Genomic DNA, 22439 nt, shown 5'->3' with positions numbered 1-22439 from the left:
AAAAAAACATGATGAAAAATATATTATATAAATGGAAATTTTTTATTGCTATCTCATGCTCATTTATGGTTTTGAGTTGCAGTGATTATTTGGATGTAGATACAGATACAGATAATCCTACAGTAGCATCCATTAGCCAATTGTTAACCGGTATTGAAGTAAATATTGGATCCGTTGCAGACTTTCAGTTCTTTAGTGCTAATATACTTCAGGTATATACACATCAATTTACGTCTAGGGGAGAACAGGATCAATATGGTACAAAGGCTGATAATATTTTAATGAATAACGATTGGAATAATGTGTATTTGGGACTTACAGATATTGAAACATTAATAGCACAAGCCAGTGAAACTGGAGATTTAATGTATGTTGGATATGCTGAAATACTCAAAGCTTATTTAATGTCTGTAGCTGTAGATTTATGGGGAGACGTTCCATTCTCTGATGCAACAGGCTTAGAGTTAGGTACAGTGAGCCCTGTTTTTGATGATCAAGAAGTAATATATCAAGATGTATTGGATCTTATTGATTCTGGAAAAGTGAATATCCTAAGTGGACAAGGGTTAGCTCCTGGAAGCGATGATTTATTCTATGGAGGATCTAATACAACTTGGATAAGGTTTGCAAATACATTGAAATTGAAATTATATAATCAAATACGTCTTTCTTCTTTATTTAATCAAGCAGATTTTAATGCATTGATTACTGAGGATAATTTCATGGCTTCCAATGCCGATGATTTCCAATTTAATCATACGGCTGCCCAGGCACCTGCAGATGAGCGTAACCGACTTTTTTTGGATGCGTATGGTGGTGCACAGGTAACAAAATATGCAAGCCCTTGGTTTTATGAAATATTGTTAGGAGTAAATCCCAACATTCATACTACGAATCCAGATCCAAGACTGCCATACTATTTTGTAAACCAATTACTACCAGGACAGTTTCCTAGAGATCAAGGGGATAGTGTTACTGGTGATCCTAATGCGGATTATTGGGATTCTTCTACTGGTTTTTTTAGTATTCGATTTGGTAGTATCGGTCCAGATAGAGATGGAGCGGTACAAAATGATGCAACTTTTCCTGGTATTTTCCCTTGTGGGGGGCGTTATGATGATGGTGCTGGATTTGCCAGAACAATTACAAGTGGAACTGGTGTAGCTCCTAAACGTATTCTAACTTATGATGAGTTTTTGTATATCCAGGCAGAACTGATGCAGGTCGGTTTACTAGCAGGTGATGCAGGAGCAAAACTAAGAGAAGCTATGACAGCAAGTTTTGCTAAAGTTGATCAAGTAGTGGCAGGAACTGGTACATCTCAGACAGTACCAGTACTAGCTGGGTCTGCTGCTGTAACTACATTTATGGATGCAATAGATGCAGAGTTTACTGCAGCTAGTATTGATAAACGATTAGAAATTATAATGACTCAAAAATGGGTAGCAACATTCGGAGATCCAATGGATCAATATAATGATTATAGAAGAACAGGTTACCCTGTTTTAGTAGATCCTAATGGACCTTCTCCAGAGTACCAGTTAGATAATGCAGATGGTTTTCCATTGGTTGATAACTTAACCGTTTTGAATAATGATTTTCAAGTTTCTTTTTTCTGGCCGCAGAGGGAGTTAAATCTTAATCAAAATGCACCGGATCAAAAAGATCCGACAACCTATAAAATATTTTGGGATAATTAATGAAATAACATTTTGACATGAACCAATATATAAATGGGTGAATTTCACCTGTCTGTCAGTAAGAGCTGATCTGACAATTGATAAACTCTAAATTTTAACAGATGAAAAAAATAAAAATAATAACGTTTATATTCATAATAGTAGCTTTGATAAGTTCCTGCGAAGATGATGGGGGTAAAGCTTTTATTCCTTTAAATGATGGAGCTGTACCAAATATGCAAAAATCGGCAACAGGAGAGACTATTATTGACCTAGTGAAGATTAATAATAATGAACCCGTAAATCTGGAGTTTAGTGCAGAAGTTGCGCAAGGAAATCCAGCTTCAACAGATGTTGTTGCTATTTATAAAACACTTGAAGGGCCTGTTTACAGCACAGTTTTATCTAGTGATGTTACTTTGCCTATGGATTTTACCCTGAGTACAGATGATATTGTTAATGCCTTTACAGAAATAACGAGTGCTTCGGATATAAAACTTGGAGATGTTCTATCTATTACTACTCGATTTACTATGGAAGATGGGACTGTATTAAATATATTAAACGAAGATGGTACGAGTAATACAGGGAGTAATATACAGACTACTGTGTTGTTTACTACAGTTATTAATTATCCAGTATCTTGTCCAACAATGTTAGAAGGTAATTATACCTCTACGGTTATAGCATCAAACCTTCCGATACAAGCTAATTTTATAAGTCCGCAACAAGTTACAATTACGCAACCATCAGCAGGTACTTATGTTTTAAGTGATGGCACTGCTGGTATTTTTGGGGCTGCTACGCCCATAGGACTTCAGTTTACTGATGTTTGTGGAACAATTACTGTTGCTACACAATCAACATCTTTTCCAGGTCAGGTTGATTTTGATCAAGGAGACAGTACTAATCTAGACCCAATCACGGGTATCATTACATTAGAACTTGCATATACAAGTGGGTCTTGTTGTGGTTTACCTGGCATCACATATACTTTAGAACTAGTTCCTAACTAATGATTTTGAAGTAGTTTGAGATACTATTCTTTAGGTTATGTAGTGCTATTTAATAGAATGATAAACTTAAGAGAGTACTTTGTAAGTGATTTGTTTATAGGTAATTGTAGAGTACTTTTAGTTTGTCATTTTTTATCAAAACATCGTCTTCTTGGGCGATGTTTTGTGTTATTATACAATAAACACCATAATTCATTTTCATACCTAAAAATTCCCCACTTGAGTTATTATTTCAAGTGAGGAATTATATTTAGCAGAAATACTATACTACTTTACCTTATTGTTTTATAATTTTTCTGGTAGAGGTTTTACCGTCGATAGTGATTTTACAAAAGTAAATTCCAATCGCTAATGATTTTTCTTCTAATGAAAATCGATGTTCTCCTCGACCAATCTGTTTGTTAATTATAGTTTGAGAAGCACCATAAACATTAATAAGTTCTATTCTCAGATTACTTATTGTTTTTACTGAATATAACTGTATTATAGAGTTTTCCGTTATGGGATTCGGAAATACGATGATTTTTTCTTCAGAAATATCATCTTCTGCAATAGTATTGCCCAATCTTACTGTATCTGGATTTTGATCATACCAGGTACCGTTATAGTACCATCCGTTTTGACATCTGTTAAGATCCGGAGTTTGTGAAGTTCCATTGTTACTAAAGATAAGGTTAGCGCAAGATGTACTGGATAGCGTATATCTATACCAACCATCGATATCGGCTGTCATAGATTCTCCAGGCCATGAAGTTGTTAACCCTGAAGGAGTAGTATTCCAAAAGTAAATAGTTGGAGATGTATATGAATCAGGTTTGAAGTATACTGTTAGATCCTGACTTTCTTCAGGATTACTATCGTACCAAGTTCCATTATAAAACCATCCATCTCCACACCTCTGTAAATCTTCGGTTTGGTTAGCTCCATTTCCATTAAAAATTATATTGGCACAACTAACACCATTAAATGTAAATGAATACCAGTCATTACCAATATTGGTCATAGTAGCTCCCGGCCAAGGGACTGTCGATGCTATCGGAGTTGTATTCCAGTAATAAATATTTGGATTTGATAACGGTCCTTTATAATAAACGGTCATCGAATTGGTTGTTTCGGAAAAAGTGAATGAATTACTTACAACTTCAGAAGATAAGCCTTCTGTGTCATATGCAATAGCTCTTACAGTAGTATCTGATGTTATAGCTATTGATGAGGTATATCTTATTGAAGAAGTGTTAGGTTCATCTCCATTAAGTGTATAATAAATTTCGATTCCTCCAGGAGAGTTATCAGTAGCACTAAGTGAAACGGTTACAGTTTCTCCTTCCACAAAAGAACCTCCATCAGGAGACATTACTATTGTAGGAGGAGTATTTTCGGTATTTCTAGGGTCTGTATCATACCAAGTTCCATTATCAAACCATCCATCTCTATCTCTTGTTAAGTCATCGGTTTTTGCACCTCCATTATCATTAAAGAGTAGATTAGTACTTTGGACTCCTTCGAAAATATATTCATACCAATCAGAATTATCAATTTGACTCATTTGTGTTCCTGGCCAAGTACTTGGAGGTAAAACATCTGGAGATTCATTCCAATAGTGTACATTGGCTTGTGTCCAAGAAGAAGGTTTTTTAAAATAAACGTGTAAACCTTCGATTGGACCAATCCGATAGTTCTTTGTAATTATATCAGATGCAGTTCCATCTTTGTCAAAAGCAATCGCTTTAATAGTAGTAGATTCTGAAATCGTGAAAGAACCAGTATACTGAGAACTAGAAGTGCTAGGATTTGATCCGTTGATAGTATAGTAAATACTGTATGGAGCACCAGCTCCTCCAACAGCTTCCATCGTAACTTGTATTGGATTTTCGGAGTTTGTAGTGTTTGGATTAATGATTACGACTGGATTACTAGGGCCGTTAACACAGTTTTCAAAGAATCCTCCGCCACAGCCGCCAATTAGACCAGGCCCGTTTAATACATATATTCCGGCAGAACCAGAAGTTACGGTAAAGTTTAATACACCATTTTGTGCTGCAATTTCGCGACCCGTCACAGCATCTCTATACAAACCATTTGTCATTCCTGAAATACTAAATGAAGCATCACCATCTTTGGCTAATCCTACAGCAACTTCGCTACCTTGGTGTACTCTGCGATAAGAAACGGCATTACCAGGAGCATCTTTCCAATCCCAGCTTCCTTTTTGTAATGCAGGAACTGCTTTACGTATAGCATTTAGCTTTTTAATATGTTGGTATATTTTATGATTTGGAGCTTGATCTATAACATCTCCATAATACGCTCTTCCGGTATTATTAATTGATTCTCTAATTCCTGCTTCATTATGAATGTCATTAAATTCGCCAGCTTTGAAACGCATTTCCGTTCCATAATATACGGTTGGAATTCCTCTCCAAGTAAACATAAAATTCATACACGCAGCTAAATTCTCATCAGAACCTCCATAACGTCTATTCCAGTCATTATTGGGACCAAAATCGTGATTATCTAACCAGGTTACCAGTGTCGAGGGATCACTATATAAATTATCATATCTAGCGGCGGCTTTAACCGTTGGAAAAGATTGCCCTTCTTCAAACGTACCGTGAAAAGTAGCTTCTCCAAAGAAATCAATTACGGCAAGATCTAATGGCTGAGAATTGTTAACTTCTCCTCTCCAAGTATAATAATGAGGATTGGTTTCTTCTACAGGATGTAATTCGTGACGTTTTTGTGCTACTTCTCCGAAAATGAATAGGTCAGGGTTTATAGCTTTAAAAGCATCATAGAAATAAATAATGTCCTCTCTACTCATATGTTTAACTGTATCCCAACGGAAAGCATCTACTCCCATATTGATATAAGTAGCATATGCATTGACAAGGTAATCTCTAACAACTTGACTGCCCGTATTAAGATCAGGAGTGTCTCCTGCTAGAGCTCTATTTTGTAGATTTTCTACATCGTCAAAACCTTGAGCGAAACCGTTTCCGGAATGATGATACCAATCTGGATCAGAAGTATCAACATAACTCTCTTTTCCTGGAAAATTATGTTGTGATAGATCCTCATTATATGGAGGTGGCATTTTTGCTAAATTAGCTCTACTCCATATGAGCCCATCTTCTGGATTAGGTGTTATGCCGTCATATTCCCAACTAGGATTATCTGGAGCAAACCAAGGTTTTGTTGGGTCTGTATTATATTTTATTTCGGCTACATCTTTTATTCCAAACCGTCCTGCATGATTGGTGACAACATCCAGTACAATTTTCATATCGCGTGCATGAATTTCGTTAATTAAATCTTGAAACGTAGCTCCAGGAGATTCTAAACGTGGATCTACTTTCGTGAAATCCCAAGCATGGTATCCGTGATAATCTAATGGACTACGATTATGTACGATAGGAGTAATCCAGATTGCTGTAAAACCAAGGTCTTTTATGTAATCTAATTTTTGAATCAACCCCTTGAAATCTCCTTTCCAGGTTACATCATCAGGATCTGTAATAGTTGGGTTTATTTCGGGATCTGGATTGTAAGAAGACCATTCTGTGGGAGCATTATTATTAGGATCTCCGTCAAAGAAACGAGAAGTCATTAAAAAATAAATCGTTTCTTCTCTAAAATCCGTTTGCGCGGTTATTAAATAAGAATTTAATAGTAAGCTCCATAGACCAAGAAGGCCAAGGAGTTTGGGTAGTGAGTTTTTCATGAATTTTAGTGTTTGTGTTTGTGTCTTGTGTGAAATTTTACTCTTCTTTTATGAAGTAGATGTCTAAATTGTCATATCAAAATAAAAATTTTAAAAATATTAATACAATGTTATTTTTTTAATAAAAAAAATGTTGAATTAGCAATTTAGGTAATAATAATTCGCTTGAATATCAATTGAGTTACTCAAACGTTTTCGTGTTGATAAGATTTTTTATAGTAGCTCTTTTAAGTAGTATTAAAACCAAATTTTCTATAAAAAGAGGATGTGAAATTTATTTTCTAAAGCAGATGAGTTTTTTATAAATAATCACTTCATTAAAATTGAAATTTTCTTTAATCCAATTTAATGTTTTTTTGGTGTAGAAAAATACATGTGTAGAATCATTCTTGTACCACCAAGAATCAAAATCAATAGATTCATCATAAAGATATGTCTTGCAGTATAGCCTTCCTTTGTTTTTTAATAATGAATGTAATAATTTGAACTCTTTATTAGGGTGATAAAAATGTTCCATTACCTCACAACAGGCAATATAATCATATGTTCGTTGTAATGCTTTTGAATTAGGATCAAAGAATGGATCATATGTAGTAATAGTATATTGTTGATTTCTGAGCATGGTAGTAATAACAGGGTCGCTACCACTCCCGAAATCTAAACCTATATGACTCTTATCGTAGTCTTTTATAATAGCATTAACGATTGGAGATACGAAATTTTGATACCCCGAATCTGTAACATCATTGTTATGTATTTCATATCTATTCCTTTCTTTATCATTAGAAAGGAAATAGGAAGGATGTAATGAAATAGCATCACAATTAGAACAGTGATGGTATGCTCGTTTGTGTACAACAGAAAATTCTGAGGTTTGTGAGCCACAAAGAGCACAATTCATATTGGAATATTAGAGTTGCTTAATTTTCTTTAATTTATTTTTCCAAACTTCGAGACTTTCTTTATGTTTTTCGATATTTTTTCGCACTTCGATTACCAGCGGATTATTGTCATCTGCGTGTTTAAAGAATTGTAGATTATTTTCTAATTGACGTATTTCGCTATGAACCTCTTCAATCTTTTTACGTATGAAATTTTGCTCATTTCTCAGTGCTCGATCATCAGATTGATTTGCAAGTGAACTAAGTTTATTCTCGTATTTGATCATTTCAGTCTCTTGCCTGCTTAAGTTTAACTGCTCAAAAAGACCATCTAATACCTTATTGTAATCAGACTCGATGTTACGTTTTTTGTAAGGAACTCTACCTATCGTTTTCCAAATACTTATATTTTCTTTAATGGTATCAAGATCATTTTTAGGATCACCGGATAGTTTTAGTTCTTTTAATGCTTCAATATGGGCTAGCTTTTTTTCATAAGAAGCGATTTCTTCCTTATTAGCTTCATTTTTTTCAGCGTGAATACGATCAAAATAGGCGTTACAAGCATCTTTAAACCTTTTCCAGATTCTATCGCTATCCTTACGCGGTACATGTCCAATTTTTTTCCAATCTGCTTGAATCTTTTTCATTAATGGAGTGGTAACAGAAAAATCATCACTATCCTTATTATCTTCTGCAATTTTGATAAGTTCCATTTTCTTGTTTAGATTATCGAACTGATCTTTTTTAAGACTCTTGTAAAAAGCGTTTTTATTTCTATTAAAATCTCTTACCGCACCTTTAAACTGACCCCAGGTTTCTTCATTTGCGCTAGAAGGTACTTTTCCAGCTTTAAAAAACTCTTCTCTTAGCGCTTCTATCTCTTTGATCTTTTGTTGCCAACCTCCGTGATTTTTCGGATGTTCAGCAGCAACTTCGATGATTTTAGCAATAATTTCTTGTTTTACCTCTAGATTTTTTTCATAAACCTTGTCTTGTACTTTAAAAAATTGCTGACGGTTTTCGTGAATTTGTTTGGTAAGCGCGCTGAATTTTTCCCAGATAGGCTCTCTATATTCTTTGGCAACAGGTCCCAAATCTTCTTTCCACATTTTGTGAAGAATTTGCAATTCTCTAAATGCTCTATTAACATCCGTTTCCTGCGCTAACTCGGTAGCACGTTCTATAATTTTAAGTTTCTGTTCTAGATTATGTTTAAAATCCAGATCTCTAAAATCTCTGTTTAGATGCAGAAAATCATAAAAATTTTCTGTGTGATGATGGTATGTGTTCCAAACGGTATTGTATTTATCTCTTGGAATTGGACCAGCATTATGCCATCTCTCTTTAATTTCTTTAAAATGATTGTATGTAGTATTGATATTCTCTTCTACATTTAACAAACCTTTTAGTTCTTCAATAATATCTAATCTCTTCTGCAGATTTGCTTGAAGATCTTTCTTAAGGTTTTGATAGTATGCGTTTCTTTTCTCTTTATAATCAAAGTAAACAGAATTAAATTCTTTTTTCAGAGGAGTAGAGTAGTAGAAGTCTATTATATTTCCACCATCAGCTAAAAATTCATCTTTTTTCTGTTCTACTTCTTCGTTAAATTTAGCATTAAACTCGGTTTTAATTTCCTCTACATGTTCTTTGATAGCTTGTATTTTCTCGCTTTTTATCAAACGCCTTAATTCAGATATAAGCTCATCCTTATTCATTGCATGATAATCCTTCTTTTCGATATCATGACGTTCCAACTTACTTTCGTCCTCGCTATCCTTTGCGACTGCCTCATCCATTTCACTCTGGATTTCATCATGAGGTGTTTCTGTAGATTCTGCACTTTCTTTTTCTACTTCAGTATTTGGTGTGTCTTCGATAACCGGAGGTGCTTCAGTAGGTTCTGTGCTTTCTTTTTGTACTTCAGTATTTGAAATGTTTTCACCAGTTGGAGACTCTTCAGCAGGTATGCTGTCCTCAACAGACTCTTCTACTTTAGTGATTTCTTCAGGTTTTTTATCCTGTGACTCTTGAGTTTCAGAATCCAATTCCGTTGCTTCAGAAACAGGATTTTCTAATTTCTCTTCTAAAGTTTTGGTCTTATTCTCTTCATTTCCATCTGCCTTAGGCAGGTTATCGTGTGTGGACATTATATAAAATGTTTTTGTTTGTCTGAGGTTAAGGATTGACTAAGATACTAACATCTTATATAAACTCAAAGCAAATGATCGGTTTTAGGAATTACTTAATTATGATCTAATGGATAATTTTGTGTCTAAAAAACAAGAATATTATTGATTCCAGATTTCCCAAGACTTTTCTGCTTGTAAAACAAGCATATTCAGTCCATTAGAAGTTGTTGCTCCTTTTTGTTTACCTTTTTTCATAAAGGTTGTTTCTTCTGGATTATAGATGAGATCATACAGCACGTGATTTTTACCTAAGTATTCATAAGGAATATCCGGATAATTTTCTGTGTTAGGATGAGTTCCTAAAGGTGTGCAATTAATAATTAGTTTAAAATCTTTTATGATATCCTCATCCAGATCATTGTAACTAAGTTCCTTGAAATCTGGATTTCGCGAAACAAAAACATGTTCAATATTTAAGTTATTCAATGCATATGCTATTGCTTTAGATGCTCCACCAGTTCCTAGAATTAAAGCCTTTTTGATCGTTTCGTTAAGTAAAGGTTTTAAAGACTCCGTAAAACCATAATAATCACTGTTGTATCCTGTTAGTTTTCCGTTGCTTTCAAATTTAATAACGTTTACAGCTCCAATTTCTTTCGCAATAGGGTCTAATGTATCTAGATAAGAAATAACTTCTTCTTTATATGGGATAGTTACATTCATTCCCTTTACATCGGTTTGCTGTATGATGTTTTTTAGCTCACCAATTGTTTGAAGATCAAAATTCTGATACTGACATTTTAGGTTTTCTTTGCTGAATTTATTAGAAAAATAGTTTCTAGAAAAAGAATAACCTATATCTCTGCCTAGTAATCCGTATATGTTCATTTTGGTTTAATTTTTAGGGTTCTTTCACCGTACCACTCTAACCAAAGTACAATAGCAATGCCTACTAATACGAAAAAGAAGGCAATATATGTTGGAGTAATAGTTAGATCTGGAAGATAACGATCATAATTATCAAGAATAGGATTGCCTTGCGCATCAATTAGAATTTCTCCTAAATCATTTTGTTTATACATCTTGTATTTCCAAGGCCAAACAACACCTAGTGATCCGGTTATAAAACCAATAATTGCAGCAAAGGTTGCATTTTTATAGTGTTTTAATACGTATCCTAAAAAATGTGATAATGTTACTAAACCGGTAATTGATCCTAAACTGAAAACTACAAGAACTTTGAGTAATCGTATTCTCCTGGCATTTTCCATAAAGAACAAATCCCATTGTATAAGGTCGGCAATAGTATCGTATAAAGCATTTACCGAGTCCACTAATAACAATACATAATTTCCAAAAAGTATAAGAATAAATGAACCGGATAATCCAGGTAATGTCATGCCTGAAACACCCACAATACCGCAGAAAAATACAAAAAACAAATTATCATTTTCCTTAGCGGGCTCTAGTAGGCTAATACTAATACCTACTATTATTCCAATAATAATAAAGCAGATATTACGTCTGCTCCAATCATCAAAGTCTTTTACTATATAATATATAGAGCCTATAATCATCCCGAAAAAAGCTGCCCAAACATATAATTCATAGTGGATAATAAGATAATCGAGAATTTTGGAAACACTGAAATAACTTATTAGCATTCCTAAAATTAGCAGTGCTAAAAAACGGCCATTTATATACCTCCAGAAGCTTTTAAATCTAAAATTAATAAAGAGTTTAAATGCCTTAAGATTTATTTTTTGTAAAGAATAAATAAATTCTTCATAAAAACCAGCAACAAACGCCACGACTCCGCCTGATACACCAGGTACTTTGTTAGCCGCTCCCATAGCCAGACCTTTAATGACTAAAAAAAACTTGTCGCTAAACGTTCTGGTGTTTTCTGCCATGTGTTAATCGTCTTTTTTTATTGCTAGACGTTCTAGTATAAGAATTAATAGAAAGCCAATAGAGACAAAAATTAATGCCCAAATAATTCTAGGATCTCCATCAAAATTTGTGGGTAAGATGCTTTTTTCAATAAAGGGAACCTCTAATCCTTCTGAGTTTGTTCTCCAGGATAGTACTTTTTTCCAAGGCCATATCTTATTTAAAGATCCTATCATAAAACCTGTAAGAAGGGCTAAAGTCACGTTTTTATGGTTATTGAACATCCAGTTTAATATTTTAGAGAACAGCTTTAAGCCAGTAACGGCACCGATAGCTATGATCACTATTTTATAAAAAGCTTGCCATAACATATCAAAATCCAGAGTTGTTAATCCTTCTCTAAATTGATTAAGAATACCTATAAAGGTTTCATATGCTCCAAGAATTAATAGAATAAAAGCTCCTGAAACACCTGGTAAAATCATCGCGATAATTGCAATAAAACCGCAAAAAAGTAAATACCAAAGACTTTCTGGTGATGCTACAGGTTCTGCTACAGTAATAAAATAAGAAATAACAGCCGCAAGTATGATGCTAAGAAAAACTTTTGGGTTCCATGAGGTTATTTGTTTACCAATATACAGGATACTAGCTAATACCAGTCCAAAGAAAAATGACCATAACAATAGTGGTTCATTATGTAAAAGCCATTTAATTACTTTTGCTAATGAAAGAATACTTATGGCTATTCCCATAAATAATGCTAACAAAAAAGAGAGGTTGTATTTCTTCCAGGCATTACCAAAACTTTCACTTTTCCAAACTTTGAAAAAATTAAGATCTAGCGTATTGATTGTGGAAATAAGTTCCTCATATATTCCTGAGATGAAGGCTATAGTTCCTCCGGAAACTCCTGGGACAACATCTGCAGCCCCCATAGCAATACCTTTTAGTGAGATAACCAAATAGTCCTTAAGACTTCGTTGCATTCTTTTTAGTTTAGCAATTGTTATACAAACAAATGTATGTATTTTTTGATTTAAAGTATGCTGTAATTTTAAGGAAATTAAAAGGTGGAATTAGTTTTTCACCTTGTTTTGCTATACTCGTTATATATTTAATTTCTACTACGATTTATACTCCGAAATGATATTTTGAACCAAAGTAAGATTAAATACACGCTCGAATAGTTCCTCCAGAACAATAGTATATTCTATATCTAAGTCCAGTGCTTTTCTAAGATGAAATTCTCCTTTATCGTATTCTTGCTTTTCATAATGCAATCCAGCTAACCTATATTGCACTTCCGCATTTTCGGGATAAAATTCTATCGCTTGATGCATGTTCTGAATAGCAGCATCAGATTCTCCAATAAATTTTAAAATATCAGATCGATTGAGCCATGTTTCTAGTTCGTAATTACCTAATTCTAATGCTTTTCTGTATCCGCGTTCAGCTTCTTCAAAGAAAGCTAATCTGTTATTGATCTTAGCATAACGTTTCCAGTACAGTACGTTTTCTGCATCAATGCTTATTGCTTTATTTGTATAGTATAATGCTTTCTGATAATTACGTTTTCTCATGTAGAAATCCGTAATAGCAATCCAACCTTTATCTAACAATGGATCTTCATGTACTGTTTTAGAAAAATGTTGTATAGCTAAATCATCACTACCCAATTTTTCAAAACATTTTCCTATCCTTAATAACGCAAAAGAAGTAGGGTCATCTAATTCTAAGGTAATACGATAATTCTCTATAGCTTCATTATAGCGTTTTAATTTTTCTAATACTTTTCCTTTTTCTAGATAAGCACCAATAAAATATTCATCACTAATGATTGCGAAATCAAACGCAGCTAAAGCTTTTTCGTAATCTTTAAGATCGAAATATTGTTTACCTACCTGATGCCAAGCAACTTCGCAATATGGATTTTTATCCAGAAACATATTAAGGTACGTAATGGCTTCTTCGTGCTGCTCTAAGAAGTCAAAACAATAAATTATATTATATAACGCAGAGTAATCCTGATTATCAGACTCAAGACATCTCATAAAATTTACTTTTGCGTTTTCGAAATCATCCATAAAGAGATATTCCATTCCGATTAAAGAATATACATCAGCCTCATCAGCTGTGTATTCTAGTGCTGTGCTTAATAATTCTATTGCCTTTATATGATTATTTTGCTTAGAAAGAATATTTGCTTTTTGTATATATATTTCTTCATTTTCAGGTTCTAAAGCATGAAGTTGACCTAAAAGATTATCAGCTTTATCTAGTCGATCCTCAAAAACAAGGATTTCAACTTGTAATAGTTTTAAGTTTACAGAAGACGGATGTTGCGAAAGTCCTAAGGAAATTGCCTTTTTAGCCTTTGCGATTTTTCCGTTTTCCAGATAGTGATGAATAATAGATTCAAACTCATCAGAATCAAAAAACTTAACATCATTAGATCTCAGCATAGACTCATAGCGAGTAATTGAGAAATTATTTTCTTCGAATTCTTCGTGGTTAAATTTCATCCGTTGTCCTTATTTTTAATAAATGTCAGATGGAATTCGCATAGTATTCATTCCAATTTTTTTGAAATTCATAAATATGCTCATTTCATACACGTTGATTAAAGGTGCTTTATAAATCAAAAATATGTTACAAACCTTTTTTGTCTTCCCCAACAAGCAAGAGTTGTAAAAACATCATTACTTAATTTATTTTGCATTATTGATTTCCTCTGAATTAAAATTACAAATGAAATTGTATGATACTACCTAAGAAATCAATTGTTTTTAACAAACTAATTAACAAAATGTGTACCATTAATAATTAATGGTTTAGCATTTTTTATATTATAAGCCGCTAAATATTATTGAATGTGTGATATGGTAAGATATGCTACTAAAGATAAGGGTTTTAAATCAATATAGCACTATCGTTTTTTAAACTTTTCATCATTTTCAATCTCATTTAATACTTTAAGAATGATCTGGCAACCTTCCTTGATTTCTTCTTCAGATATCGTAAGAGGGGGCGTAATACGTACCGCTTTAGGTTCAAAAAGCAACCAAAAAAGAATTAATCCTTTGTCTTGGCACCTTAAAACAATTTCATTTGTGATTTCTGCAGAAGGAGTCATAAATGCTAACATTAAGCCAACACCTCTAATTTCATCTATCAAAGGATGTATTAGTAATGATCTGAACAATTTCTCCTTTTGTAAGGTTTCTGCCATTAAGTCACCTTCTGTGATTTCTTGTAATGTTGCCAAAGCGGCAGCTGCAATGACAGGGTTACCTCCAAAGGTGGTAATATGACCAAGTTTTGGATTGTCTTGTAATTGATCCATCATCTTAGAAGAAGCTGTAAAAGCTCCTATTGGTAATCCACCACCCATTCCTTTTCCCATCACTATTATATCAGGAATGATATCGTAATTTTGAAAACCAAACAGTTTTCCGGTACGTCCAAATCCGGGTTGTATCTCATCTAAAATAAGTACGGCACCAACTTCATTGCATCGTTCACGAACTTTTTTCAGATATTTATTTTTGGGTTCTATAAATCCTGCTCCTCCTTGTATCGTTTCTAGAATTACTCCGGCTGTTTTTTCGGTAATGAATTGTAGATCCTCATCTCTATTAAAATTTACAAAGGATACATCTGGAATTAATGGTCTAAAAGCTTGTTTTCGTTCTTCAAATCCCATTACACTCATAGATCCCATTGTATTCCCGTGATAAGCTAATTTAGCAGCTATGATTTGACTTCTTCCGGTTACTCTTCTTGCTAACTTAAGAGAACCTTCTATAGCTTCTGTTCCAGAATTAGTTAAATATGTTTTTTCTAAAGGATCGGGAATAAGGGAGGCTAGAAGTTTTGTGAGTTCTACGGCAGGTTTCTGGATATACTCTCCGTACACCATCACATGTAGATATTTGTCTAGTTGCTCTTTTATAGCGTTTACAACCCTGGGATGTCTATGTCCAAGACTACAAGCAGATACTCCTGCTACAAAATCCAGATACTTCTTGTTGTTTGTAGAAAAAATATAGCTTCCTTCTGCATAAGAAATTTCCATAGCCAATGGATGTGGTGTAGTCTGAGCCTGATATCTGTAGAAGTCTTTTTTCACCTTAATAAAGTTACATCAATCTATCGAAATTTTAGTGCCTTGAAGTTAAAAACTGACTAAAGTATGTTTTGTAAAATAACAATTTTATTGCCTAATTAGATTGTTGTTTTTTCTTTTTGATACTATCAGTCGATTTTTGATTTTTTATGGTAGTTACAGTAATACTATCTCGTTGCCTAGCTGTCCTACTAAGATCAGGATCTACAAAGGAAGTTTTGTTAGATGTCTTCTTTTTTGAAGTTGTGTCTTTTTTCTTTTTGGATTTTACATCATCTTTTGTTTTATCCTTTATTATTGGTAGTAAATTCAGTTCTTTATTTGTTTCCTTTAGTTGAGCGTCTTCTAGTTTTTGTTCTAAGAGACGAGAATCTTTTGATTTATTTTCCTCCAAACGTTTTATAGTTTCCTCATCAAAGAAATCATCATCCTCTACTGGTAGTGGTATTCCTGTTATTTTGGTTAGTTTTGGCGGTGCTTCACCTCTAAAAAGGTCTTTTTTGCTTAATATTTGTTCATCTCCACGCCACTTAAAGCCAGAGAGTTCCCTGGCATTTTCTGGTAGATCTATTTCTCTATATAAGGTTCCATCTACATTTTGATAATAAAATACATCTACAATTTCTCTTTGTTCCAATAGCAACTTTATGGAACTGGATAGTACTTTGTTAATACCAATCAATTTTAGTTCTCCTTCACTTTCTCTTTGATAAAATATAGTTTCCGTGTTTTTATCTATATCAACCTGATAAATTTCATTATCCTTAAATAGGCCGTATAAAGTTTGCCCTTTTACCTGATTATATCCAGCTTTTAGGGTGTCTTCTTGTACTAAAAATGCGTTTTGGTATACAATCAGCGAATCTAGTTTCTCTGTTTCAGTATTAGAGATAATCTTGATAGTGTCTCCTGTCATTTGATTGCGCTGTGACCAGATAATGGGCTTACCTATCATTTTGGTATATCCAGTAGTTTGATCTACATTAATAGAATCACTTTTACCGCTCATATTACTTTTGAAAATCCGGACATCATAAAAACCATTCATAATCCTACGTTCTGGCTTTCCTGTAACCATTAATGTATCACTATGAATATATATAGAGTCTTTCTCTTGTAAAGTAGCTGCTAAAGCTCTTTTGGTAATAAAAACAGAATCTTTATCCTTAAAAACTTCTGCATAATGACCGGTAATTACAGAATTGTTAGCTGTATCCAGCACTTTTATATTATTGGTTGCAGATGCAAATTGAATTGCGCTATTATAAAATATGCTATCTCCATAAACGGTACGATTGTCATAATCTATCCTGGCATTTTTTATCGCATATCCAGTTTTTACCTTAGTATCATAAAAACCACGCTCGCAGTACAATGTACTTTCTTCTCCTTTTACCGTGGATGGACCATATAAATATGCGTGACCATTATCTGTATAATAATCTAGACGATCAGAATCTACCGTATTTTCTGGGTTGACAATTTTTACTTTAGTATTAAATGAATATTGTTTTCTATCCATAAAATATCTACCTATTCTACTGGTCAATGTATTAGAAGAGTCTTTTACAGTTCCTCCACTTCGATAATATGCTTGCTGACGTAGTCGGTCAAAAAACAGGGTGTCCGTTGTTAGTGTGTTGGATGGAGTTTCTAAAAACACTTTTTCTCTTGCATAAGCAAACTTACTATTACCATTATACTCTGCATAGGCACTTGTCATTGTTAGCGTATCTCCTTGTTTCATTTTTACATTACCAAGAGCTTTAATGAATTTGTCTTCTCCATAATGTATTGCTCGGTCACACCAAATCTCAATACCATCATGCTCAATATAAACTTGTTTGTTTACTTTGGCCAGAATGGTTGCTCCAGGAAAACGTTCCTCATTTTTAATAGTACGATCGGATTGAACCTTGATTTTTTTACCTTCTTGAGCAAATGAGATGGTAGAAAAAAGCAGTATGAAAGCTATATAGAAAAATGTATTTTTCAAGTATCTGTAATTTGTCTGCAAAATAACGAAAATTGTATGTAATGATTGTATGGGTTCATGCATAAATACTTAAGCGATGAAGTTTTGTTGCATTTTAAAGCTGAAATCAATTGATCATTATAATTTTCTAGAACTTGTTTTTAAGTTATACAATACTGATTTACTATTTTTTTATTCTTTATTAAATGCTTTTAAGAGTTAACTTATAATTTTCCTAAAAAAGGTTTCTCATGAGCAAGTAATAGATCGTTTGCGTTATTTTTCCAAGCTTTAGGAGCATCTGATTTATTAATAATATAGCCTACCGCATACATATGCCCTTTAAAATATAATTGCTGTTTTTTAATAATATTCTCTGCTTCAGTATAGTTGCCAGATGTAATCGATTGAATAAATTGATCTAGATCTGTTTTTGGCACTCCTAAGTTTTCTATATCCATTAAGTTTTTAGTATAATCTTTCTTTTCTAACATGTTAAATGCCAGTGAGTACCAAATAGTAGAGCTGTTAATTCCCTCTTGGTCATTTAATAATTTTGCTTCGTTTTTGATCTCGTCAGAGATGTTATCCGATACTGCTAGAAAACGAAGTACATATGGTCTGCTATCTGCATAAGACTCTATAAAATCATATGCGTCGTTTAATTTGCCTTGTAGTAGTAATACGTAAGCATAGTTTGGATCATTACTAAATTTGGTTAATTTTCGATTGTCTATATTCAGGTAATATTCTAAATCACTAGTAGTAAAATCTAATTTTTCTTTTTTACCGCTGCTGCTAATTTTTCTTCTAACTCTCTCTGCATTAATTGCTATAATCTCTTTTAAACTATTTATTTTACTAGCTGAATTAAAGGCGGATAAACTCTTTTTCCAATTTTCATTTTTTCCGTAAATATGAGCTGCAGCATATGCTAACCAAGGATGGTCTTTCCATTGCTCATATCCTTGTGTAAAAGTATTGTCTTGATAGTCAGAATCTTCTAAGCATCTGGTGTTTAGGTAGTATAAGTCGGGATCATCCGTGTTTTTTGTAAATGATTCTTTTATTTCATTGCATATTTTGTTTTTTTTATTGATATCGGCTAGGTCCATTTTTGCTCTTCTGGAGACCATATCATTTCCTAAATTTTGAATTCTTTGATCAATTACATTTTGAGGGTTATCCGAAAACTGTAATAGATTTAGCCAGTTTAAGATATTGGTGCTTTCTGTAGGATCCCATTTTACATGAGTATATATTAATTTTTTTAGTTCTGAAGAATCGCTAACAACTGAAATCATATCATATGGATTAACATCACTGTAGGCTACTAATACATCTTTTTTAGTACCAATATCATCTCTTTCAGGAGGTGTTTTTAAAACATAATCTGCAGTACTATTAAACCATCTTTTTGCACCAACATTTCTTTGTTTTGGAATAAAGCTATTGCCTGATCCGTAATATGCAGTATATTCAAAGAAAACACCGGCATTTGCTATATTGTAAATGGATTCTTCTCCTGGAGAACCGCTGGTTCCGATAAAACTTTCTATTTTCATTCCATTTGATCTATTCGTTACGATATCGTAGTTTGTATTATAATCTATCGGAATTGATTCATTGTTTTTTGCAGTTATTTTTACTTCTTCTTGTCCATCGATAATTACAGTTACGTCCATTTCTAACCCATTGTAAATTGTTAGATTAGTAGATTGAGAAAAACTTCCTAAAAAAAGAGCACCTCCAATTAATACTAAGGATATAGCAAACTTTGCGGTTGCACCAAAAAAACCTTCACCTATTATAAATCGATCCCATAATTTTAGTTTTCGTTGGATAGGTCTTTCTTGACCAGGAGTAAGTAATTTATAAGAATCTACTATGGTAACTTCATCAGGGATTGTTCTGTCGATCGGAGTATTGTTAAGGAAAGCATTTTTTACATCTTCTTCAATGTCTAGTAGATGTTCAAGGGATGAATTTCTTAAGAAATTTAGTCCATTTAAAGCTTCGTTAGCCCAACCATCAACAACCTGAGACCACTTGTCAATATTATCTCCTGTTGGAGAAGATAACTTAAACTCTTCAAAAAATTCTGAATATCTTTCTTTATTTGAGTTTTCTAGAAGTTCTTTATTTAATTGTATTTTTTCACTCTTTTTAAAAGAAGAGCGAATAGATTTATAGTAATCATTCCCCGCATTTAATATACCCGTAAGTTCTTCAGAACTTACATTTCCATCTGCAAGTGCTATGGTAACCACATTGTGATATTTCCTTGCGGCATCTTCAATATCAGCAATTGCATGCTCTGCATAATGAACTAAGCTAGTTATTGATTTAAGATAATTTGCCCAATTACTATCTAAATGAGTAGCTGCTTTGTAATGGGTAGATCTACATAATATGTCCTGGTTTTTTAGGTCGTTTAATATTGATGATTCTTCTTGGGCTAATTTATTAAGAACCTCCTTTACATCCTTTCTCTTAATTCTTTCTCCGCGATGCCATATCTCTCTTTTTTCAATAGTAATTGGACCATTAATAATAAGGTTAATTGCGGCTGTTTCTTCTTTTACTTCTTTTAAATTTTCTAGTTTTTTGGCAAGTTCTTCTTGATATATCGATTTAAAATTTGAAATTACTTCGTCATCTGCGATATTTAGCGAATACATTTGCTCAACATTTTCAAAATTGAGCGTAAAAAATCTATTTAAGAAATTTGACTGATATTTTGGATCGAGGAAAGTCCAATTAAAATATTTTTTATTCTGAAATTCTAATGACTCTTCGTCTGATATAATTTCAGTTTCAATTTTGCCTGTCGCTATTAGTTTAGCTGTCATTTCCACTTCGTATTTTGTAGCATCAGAAAGTAAAATTTCTGCAGGTCTCTTATCTATTTCAGCCGGAATGTATATTTTTTTTGCATTTTCTTCTCGATCTTGATCAGCAGGGTGTGTTGACCACATTTTTGGTGGGTTAAATACTCTATCGCCAAAGACTCGGTTAGATTCAGGATTTATAGATACTATTTTTGGGGATTTGCCATAGGTGTTATCATTTAATACCCAAGACATTTTTTCAATATAATTGGTTTGTAATTTAAATAAGTTATGAATAGCCTTTTTATCTTCTAATTTAGTGTTGACAGCATTGATAGCATGATCATAAGCTTCGTCGGCAACCTGTAGCTTAGATAAAGCATGGATGAGCGCATCACTACCTGTTAAAGAAACTGCTACTAAGTCTGCCTGAAACTCCATTTCTCTGGATAATGCTCGTTGTGCTATGATAACAATACTAAAACAAGTCTCAATTAATGAGCGAACTGCCCAAACAAGTATTGATAATATCCAACCTATCCAAGCTATGCGGATATCTATACTGGATATTCCTGCCAAAAAATTATCAAAAATATCTCTTTTGTTGATAATTTGAACTGCAATTTGTTGAGCTATATATACATATCTTCCTAATAACATAGAGCGTTGAGCAAAATGACCAAACTCGTGTGCTAATACTGCTTTAAATTCTCCCAAGCTTAGTACATTCATAAGCCCTAATCCTATTTCTAAATTTTTCTTAGAAGGGAAAATTAAGTTTATAATTGAAAGGTCATAAGATACACTTGCATTTACTCTGGGAGAAAGAAAAACCTTTTTAGGTCTTGGTGCACCTGCTTCATCTGCTAATTTGTATAGGTAATCAAAAAGAACTGGTTCCTCTTTCTCTGTTATATATTTATCTAATGGATTTTGTTCTTTTTTATTGAAAATAAAAAGAGATTTAATCATAAATAAACAAAGAAAAGCATAACCTCCGGCTAATACATAATTCCAAAAAGAACCTTCATCTAAAAATGAATAATAGGCTAATCTTCCAAACCATATAATAAGGGTCAAATATATAATTATGAAAAGTAATAACCCTAAAACGGAGAGCCATACATGTTTTCTGAATGAAGAAGATGGTTTAGTTAGTCCTTCTGGAGTGATGTGGGAGCTTTTTGTGTATAAGTTTTTCATCGTAAATATGTTGATAGTTAGTCAATTTGAAAAATAACATACTACATTTATTAGATATACAAAGAAATAAAAGCTTCTAAAAGAGTTAGATATGATTTGACTTTTTGAAATGCCTTTGTTCACTAATTAAATTTAATGTTCTTAGGTAAGTGTCAAATCAATAGGAAATGTTACCCCTGTAATTTATTTTTTTAATAAAAGAATTGTTTTTAGCCAATATTATACTGAAAAATATTGGTAGAGGTTTTTATTAGCTGAAGAAGGTAAAATGAATGATTTTTTTTAAAAATAAATCCGATTATTGCTGAATTTTTTCTATTTCGACTAATCTCTTAAAGTACATTTCTATAATCATATTTTCATCCCATTCTTCATCTTCTGTTTTTCCGTGTCCAAGAGACATAGTGGTAATTACCTTATCATCTTTAATATAAAATTCGCAATTCCACGCCATTTGCTCAAAACTATTAATAGGCGTATAATTCTGAGTTTCTTTAGCGTAAACCAGTTTTCCATTCTTTTCGAAATAAATTTCTTGAAAATATGTGCCTTCCGAATGAGATTCTATCTGAATAATTCTGTTTTCATTTTGCAATTCGTAGATTTTCCAAAATTCAGTTTTTCCATTAAAATTTGTCACTCCGTTTTTACTGTAATGAATGTAATCACTATAAATGTTGATAAACTCATTATGGATAGAATCTCTCAATTTTTGCTCGATTTCTCGTTGATCTTGAGAAAAGCTATAACCGATTGAACACAATACAAAGAGTAGTACCAATCGACTAGTATTCAAAATAGGTTTTCGTTCAATTAATACCTTCATAAGTTCTAAAGGTTAGGGTTACTTTTTAGATGCCTTTAGATTAACTTAGATTTTGGGTAAATATTCTTTATGAATTTAATTTTCTGAAAAAAAATAGCATTCATTCAATTTTTTGATCTTAGTAATAATTCCTTTTTTTCCTGAGAAAAA

The 22439-nt window shown here is 32.9% G+C and carries 13 protein-coding genes; 2 read left to right on the top strand and 11 right to left on the bottom strand.

What is annotated here, in order from left to right; translation table 11 throughout:
- Positions 1 to 11 precede the first annotated feature (11 nt).
- The gene (locus Q0829_RS20885) at positions 12 to 1700 is read left to right on the top strand and encodes a SusD/RagB family nutrient-binding outer membrane lipoprotein (RefSeq protein ID WP_298546578.1); all 1689 of its coding nucleotides are present in this window, start codon (positions 12 to 14) and stop codon (positions 1698 to 1700) included.
- 101 nt (positions 1701 to 1801) lie between these two features.
- On the top strand, positions 1802 to 2695 hold the full coding sequence (locus Q0829_RS20880) for a hypothetical protein (protein ID WP_298546576.1): 894 nt from the start codon (positions 1802 to 1804) through the stop codon (positions 2693 to 2695).
- Between the two features lie 277 nt (positions 2696 to 2972).
- On the opposite strand, the gene Q0829_RS20875 is transcribed toward Q0829_RS20880, so the two are convergent.
- The 11 genes from Q0829_RS20875 to Q0829_RS20825 form a co-directional block, all read right to left on the bottom strand.
- On the bottom strand, positions 2973 to 6416 hold the full coding sequence (locus tag Q0829_RS20875; RefSeq protein WP_298546574.1) for a starch-binding protein: 3444 nt from the start codon (positions 6414 to 6416) through the stop codon (positions 2973 to 2975).
- 274 nt (positions 6417 to 6690) lie between these two features.
- On the bottom strand, positions 6691 to 7317 hold the full coding sequence (locus tag Q0829_RS20870) for a class I SAM-dependent methyltransferase (protein ID WP_298546572.1): 627 nt from the start codon (positions 7315 to 7317) through the stop codon (positions 6691 to 6693).
- 9 nt (positions 7318 to 7326) lie between these two features.
- Positions 7327 to 9450: a DUF349 domain-containing protein gene (locus Q0829_RS20865; protein WP_298546570.1), complete on the bottom strand. Its 2124-nt coding sequence runs from the start codon at positions 9448 to 9450 to the stop codon at positions 7327 to 7329.
- Between the two features lie 141 nt (positions 9451 to 9591).
- On the bottom strand, positions 9592 to 10320 hold the full coding sequence (locus Q0829_RS20860) for a shikimate dehydrogenase (RefSeq protein WP_298546568.1): 729 nt from the start codon (positions 10318 to 10320) through the stop codon (positions 9592 to 9594).
- On the bottom strand, positions 10317 to 11345 hold the full coding sequence (locus Q0829_RS20855) for a DUF368 domain-containing protein (protein WP_298546566.1): 1029 nt from the start codon (positions 11343 to 11345) through the stop codon (positions 10317 to 10319). The genes Q0829_RS20860 and Q0829_RS20855 overlap by 4 nt, the downstream gene beginning before the upstream one ends.
- Positions 11346 to 11348: 3 nt before the next feature.
- Positions 11349 to 12314, bottom strand: coding sequence for a DUF368 domain-containing protein (locus Q0829_RS20850; protein ID WP_298546564.1), 966 nt, complete (start codon positions 12312 to 12314; stop codon positions 11349 to 11351).
- Between the two features lie 138 nt (positions 12315 to 12452).
- The gene (locus Q0829_RS20845; RefSeq protein ID WP_298546562.1) at positions 12453 to 13850 is read right to left on the bottom strand and encodes a tetratricopeptide repeat protein; all 1398 of its coding nucleotides are present in this window, start codon (positions 13848 to 13850) and stop codon (positions 12453 to 12455) included.
- Positions 13851 to 14254: 404 nt separating this feature from the next.
- On the bottom strand, positions 14255 to 15457 hold the full coding sequence (locus tag Q0829_RS20840; RefSeq protein ID WP_298546560.1) for an aspartate aminotransferase family protein: 1203 nt from the start codon (positions 15455 to 15457) through the stop codon (positions 14255 to 14257).
- 91 nt (positions 15458 to 15548) lie between these two features.
- The gene (locus Q0829_RS20835) at positions 15549 to 17450 is read right to left on the bottom strand and encodes an OstA-like protein (RefSeq protein WP_298546558.1); all 1902 of its coding nucleotides are present in this window, start codon (positions 17448 to 17450) and stop codon (positions 15549 to 15551) included.
- Between the two features lie 203 nt (positions 17451 to 17653).
- Positions 17654 to 21463 (bottom strand): M48 family metallopeptidase, encoded by a 3810-nt coding sequence (locus tag Q0829_RS20830; protein WP_298546556.1) that lies wholly within the window; start codon positions 21461 to 21463, stop codon positions 17654 to 17656.
- 298 nt (positions 21464 to 21761) lie between these two features.
- Positions 21762 to 22289, bottom strand: coding sequence for a hypothetical protein (locus Q0829_RS20825; RefSeq protein WP_298546554.1), 528 nt, complete (start codon positions 22287 to 22289; stop codon positions 21762 to 21764).
- Positions 22290 to 22439 lie beyond the last annotated feature (150 nt).

Origin of the sequence: uncultured Aquimarina sp., from assembly GCF_947492405.1 — a bacterium.
Taxonomy (GTDB): Bacteria; Bacteroidota; Bacteroidia; order Flavobacteriales; family Flavobacteriaceae; genus Aquimarina.
Note: the sequence above shows the minus strand (reverse complement) of the source record. Positions and strands in the feature narration are given on the sequence as shown.

Bases quoted from the DNA above. Each gene is read 5' to 3' on its own strand.
- Q0829_RS20885 (WP_298546578.1), top strand. From the start codon at position 12: ATGAAAAATATATTATATAAATGGAAATTTTTTATTGCTATCTCATGC.
- Q0829_RS20880 (WP_298546576.1), top strand. From the start codon at position 1,802: ATGAAAAAAATAAAAATAATAACGTTTATATTCATAATAGTAGCTTTG.
- Q0829_RS20875 (WP_298546574.1), bottom strand. From the start codon at position 6,416: ATGAAAAACTCACTACCCAAACTCCTTGGCCTTCTTGGTCTATGGAGC.
- Q0829_RS20870 (WP_298546572.1), bottom strand. From the start codon at position 7,317: ATGAATTGTGCTCTTTGTGGCTCACAAACCTCAGAATTTTCTGTTGTA.
- Q0829_RS20865 (WP_298546570.1), bottom strand. From the start codon at position 9,450: ATGTCCACACACGATAACCTGCCTAAGGCAGATGGAAATGAAGAGAAT.
- Q0829_RS20860 (WP_298546568.1), bottom strand. From the start codon at position 10,320: ATGAACATATACGGATTACTAGGCAGAGATATAGGTTATTCTTTTTCT.
- Q0829_RS20855 (WP_298546566.1), bottom strand. From the start codon at position 11,345: ATGGCAGAAAACACCAGAACGTTTAGCGACAAGTTTTTTTTAGTCATT.
- Q0829_RS20850 (WP_298546564.1), bottom strand. From the start codon at position 12,314: ATGCAACGAAGTCTTAAGGACTATTTGGTTATCTCACTAAAAGGTATT.
- Q0829_RS20845 (WP_298546562.1), bottom strand. From the start codon at position 13,850: ATGAAATTTAACCACGAAGAATTCGAAGAAAATAATTTCTCAATTACT.
- Q0829_RS20830 (WP_298546556.1), bottom strand. From the start codon at position 21,463: ATGAAAAACTTATACACAAAAAGCTCCCACATCACTCCAGAAGGACTA.
- Q0829_RS20825 (WP_298546554.1), bottom strand. From the start codon at position 22,289: ATGAAGGTATTAATTGAACGAAAACCTATTTTGAATACTAGTCGATTG.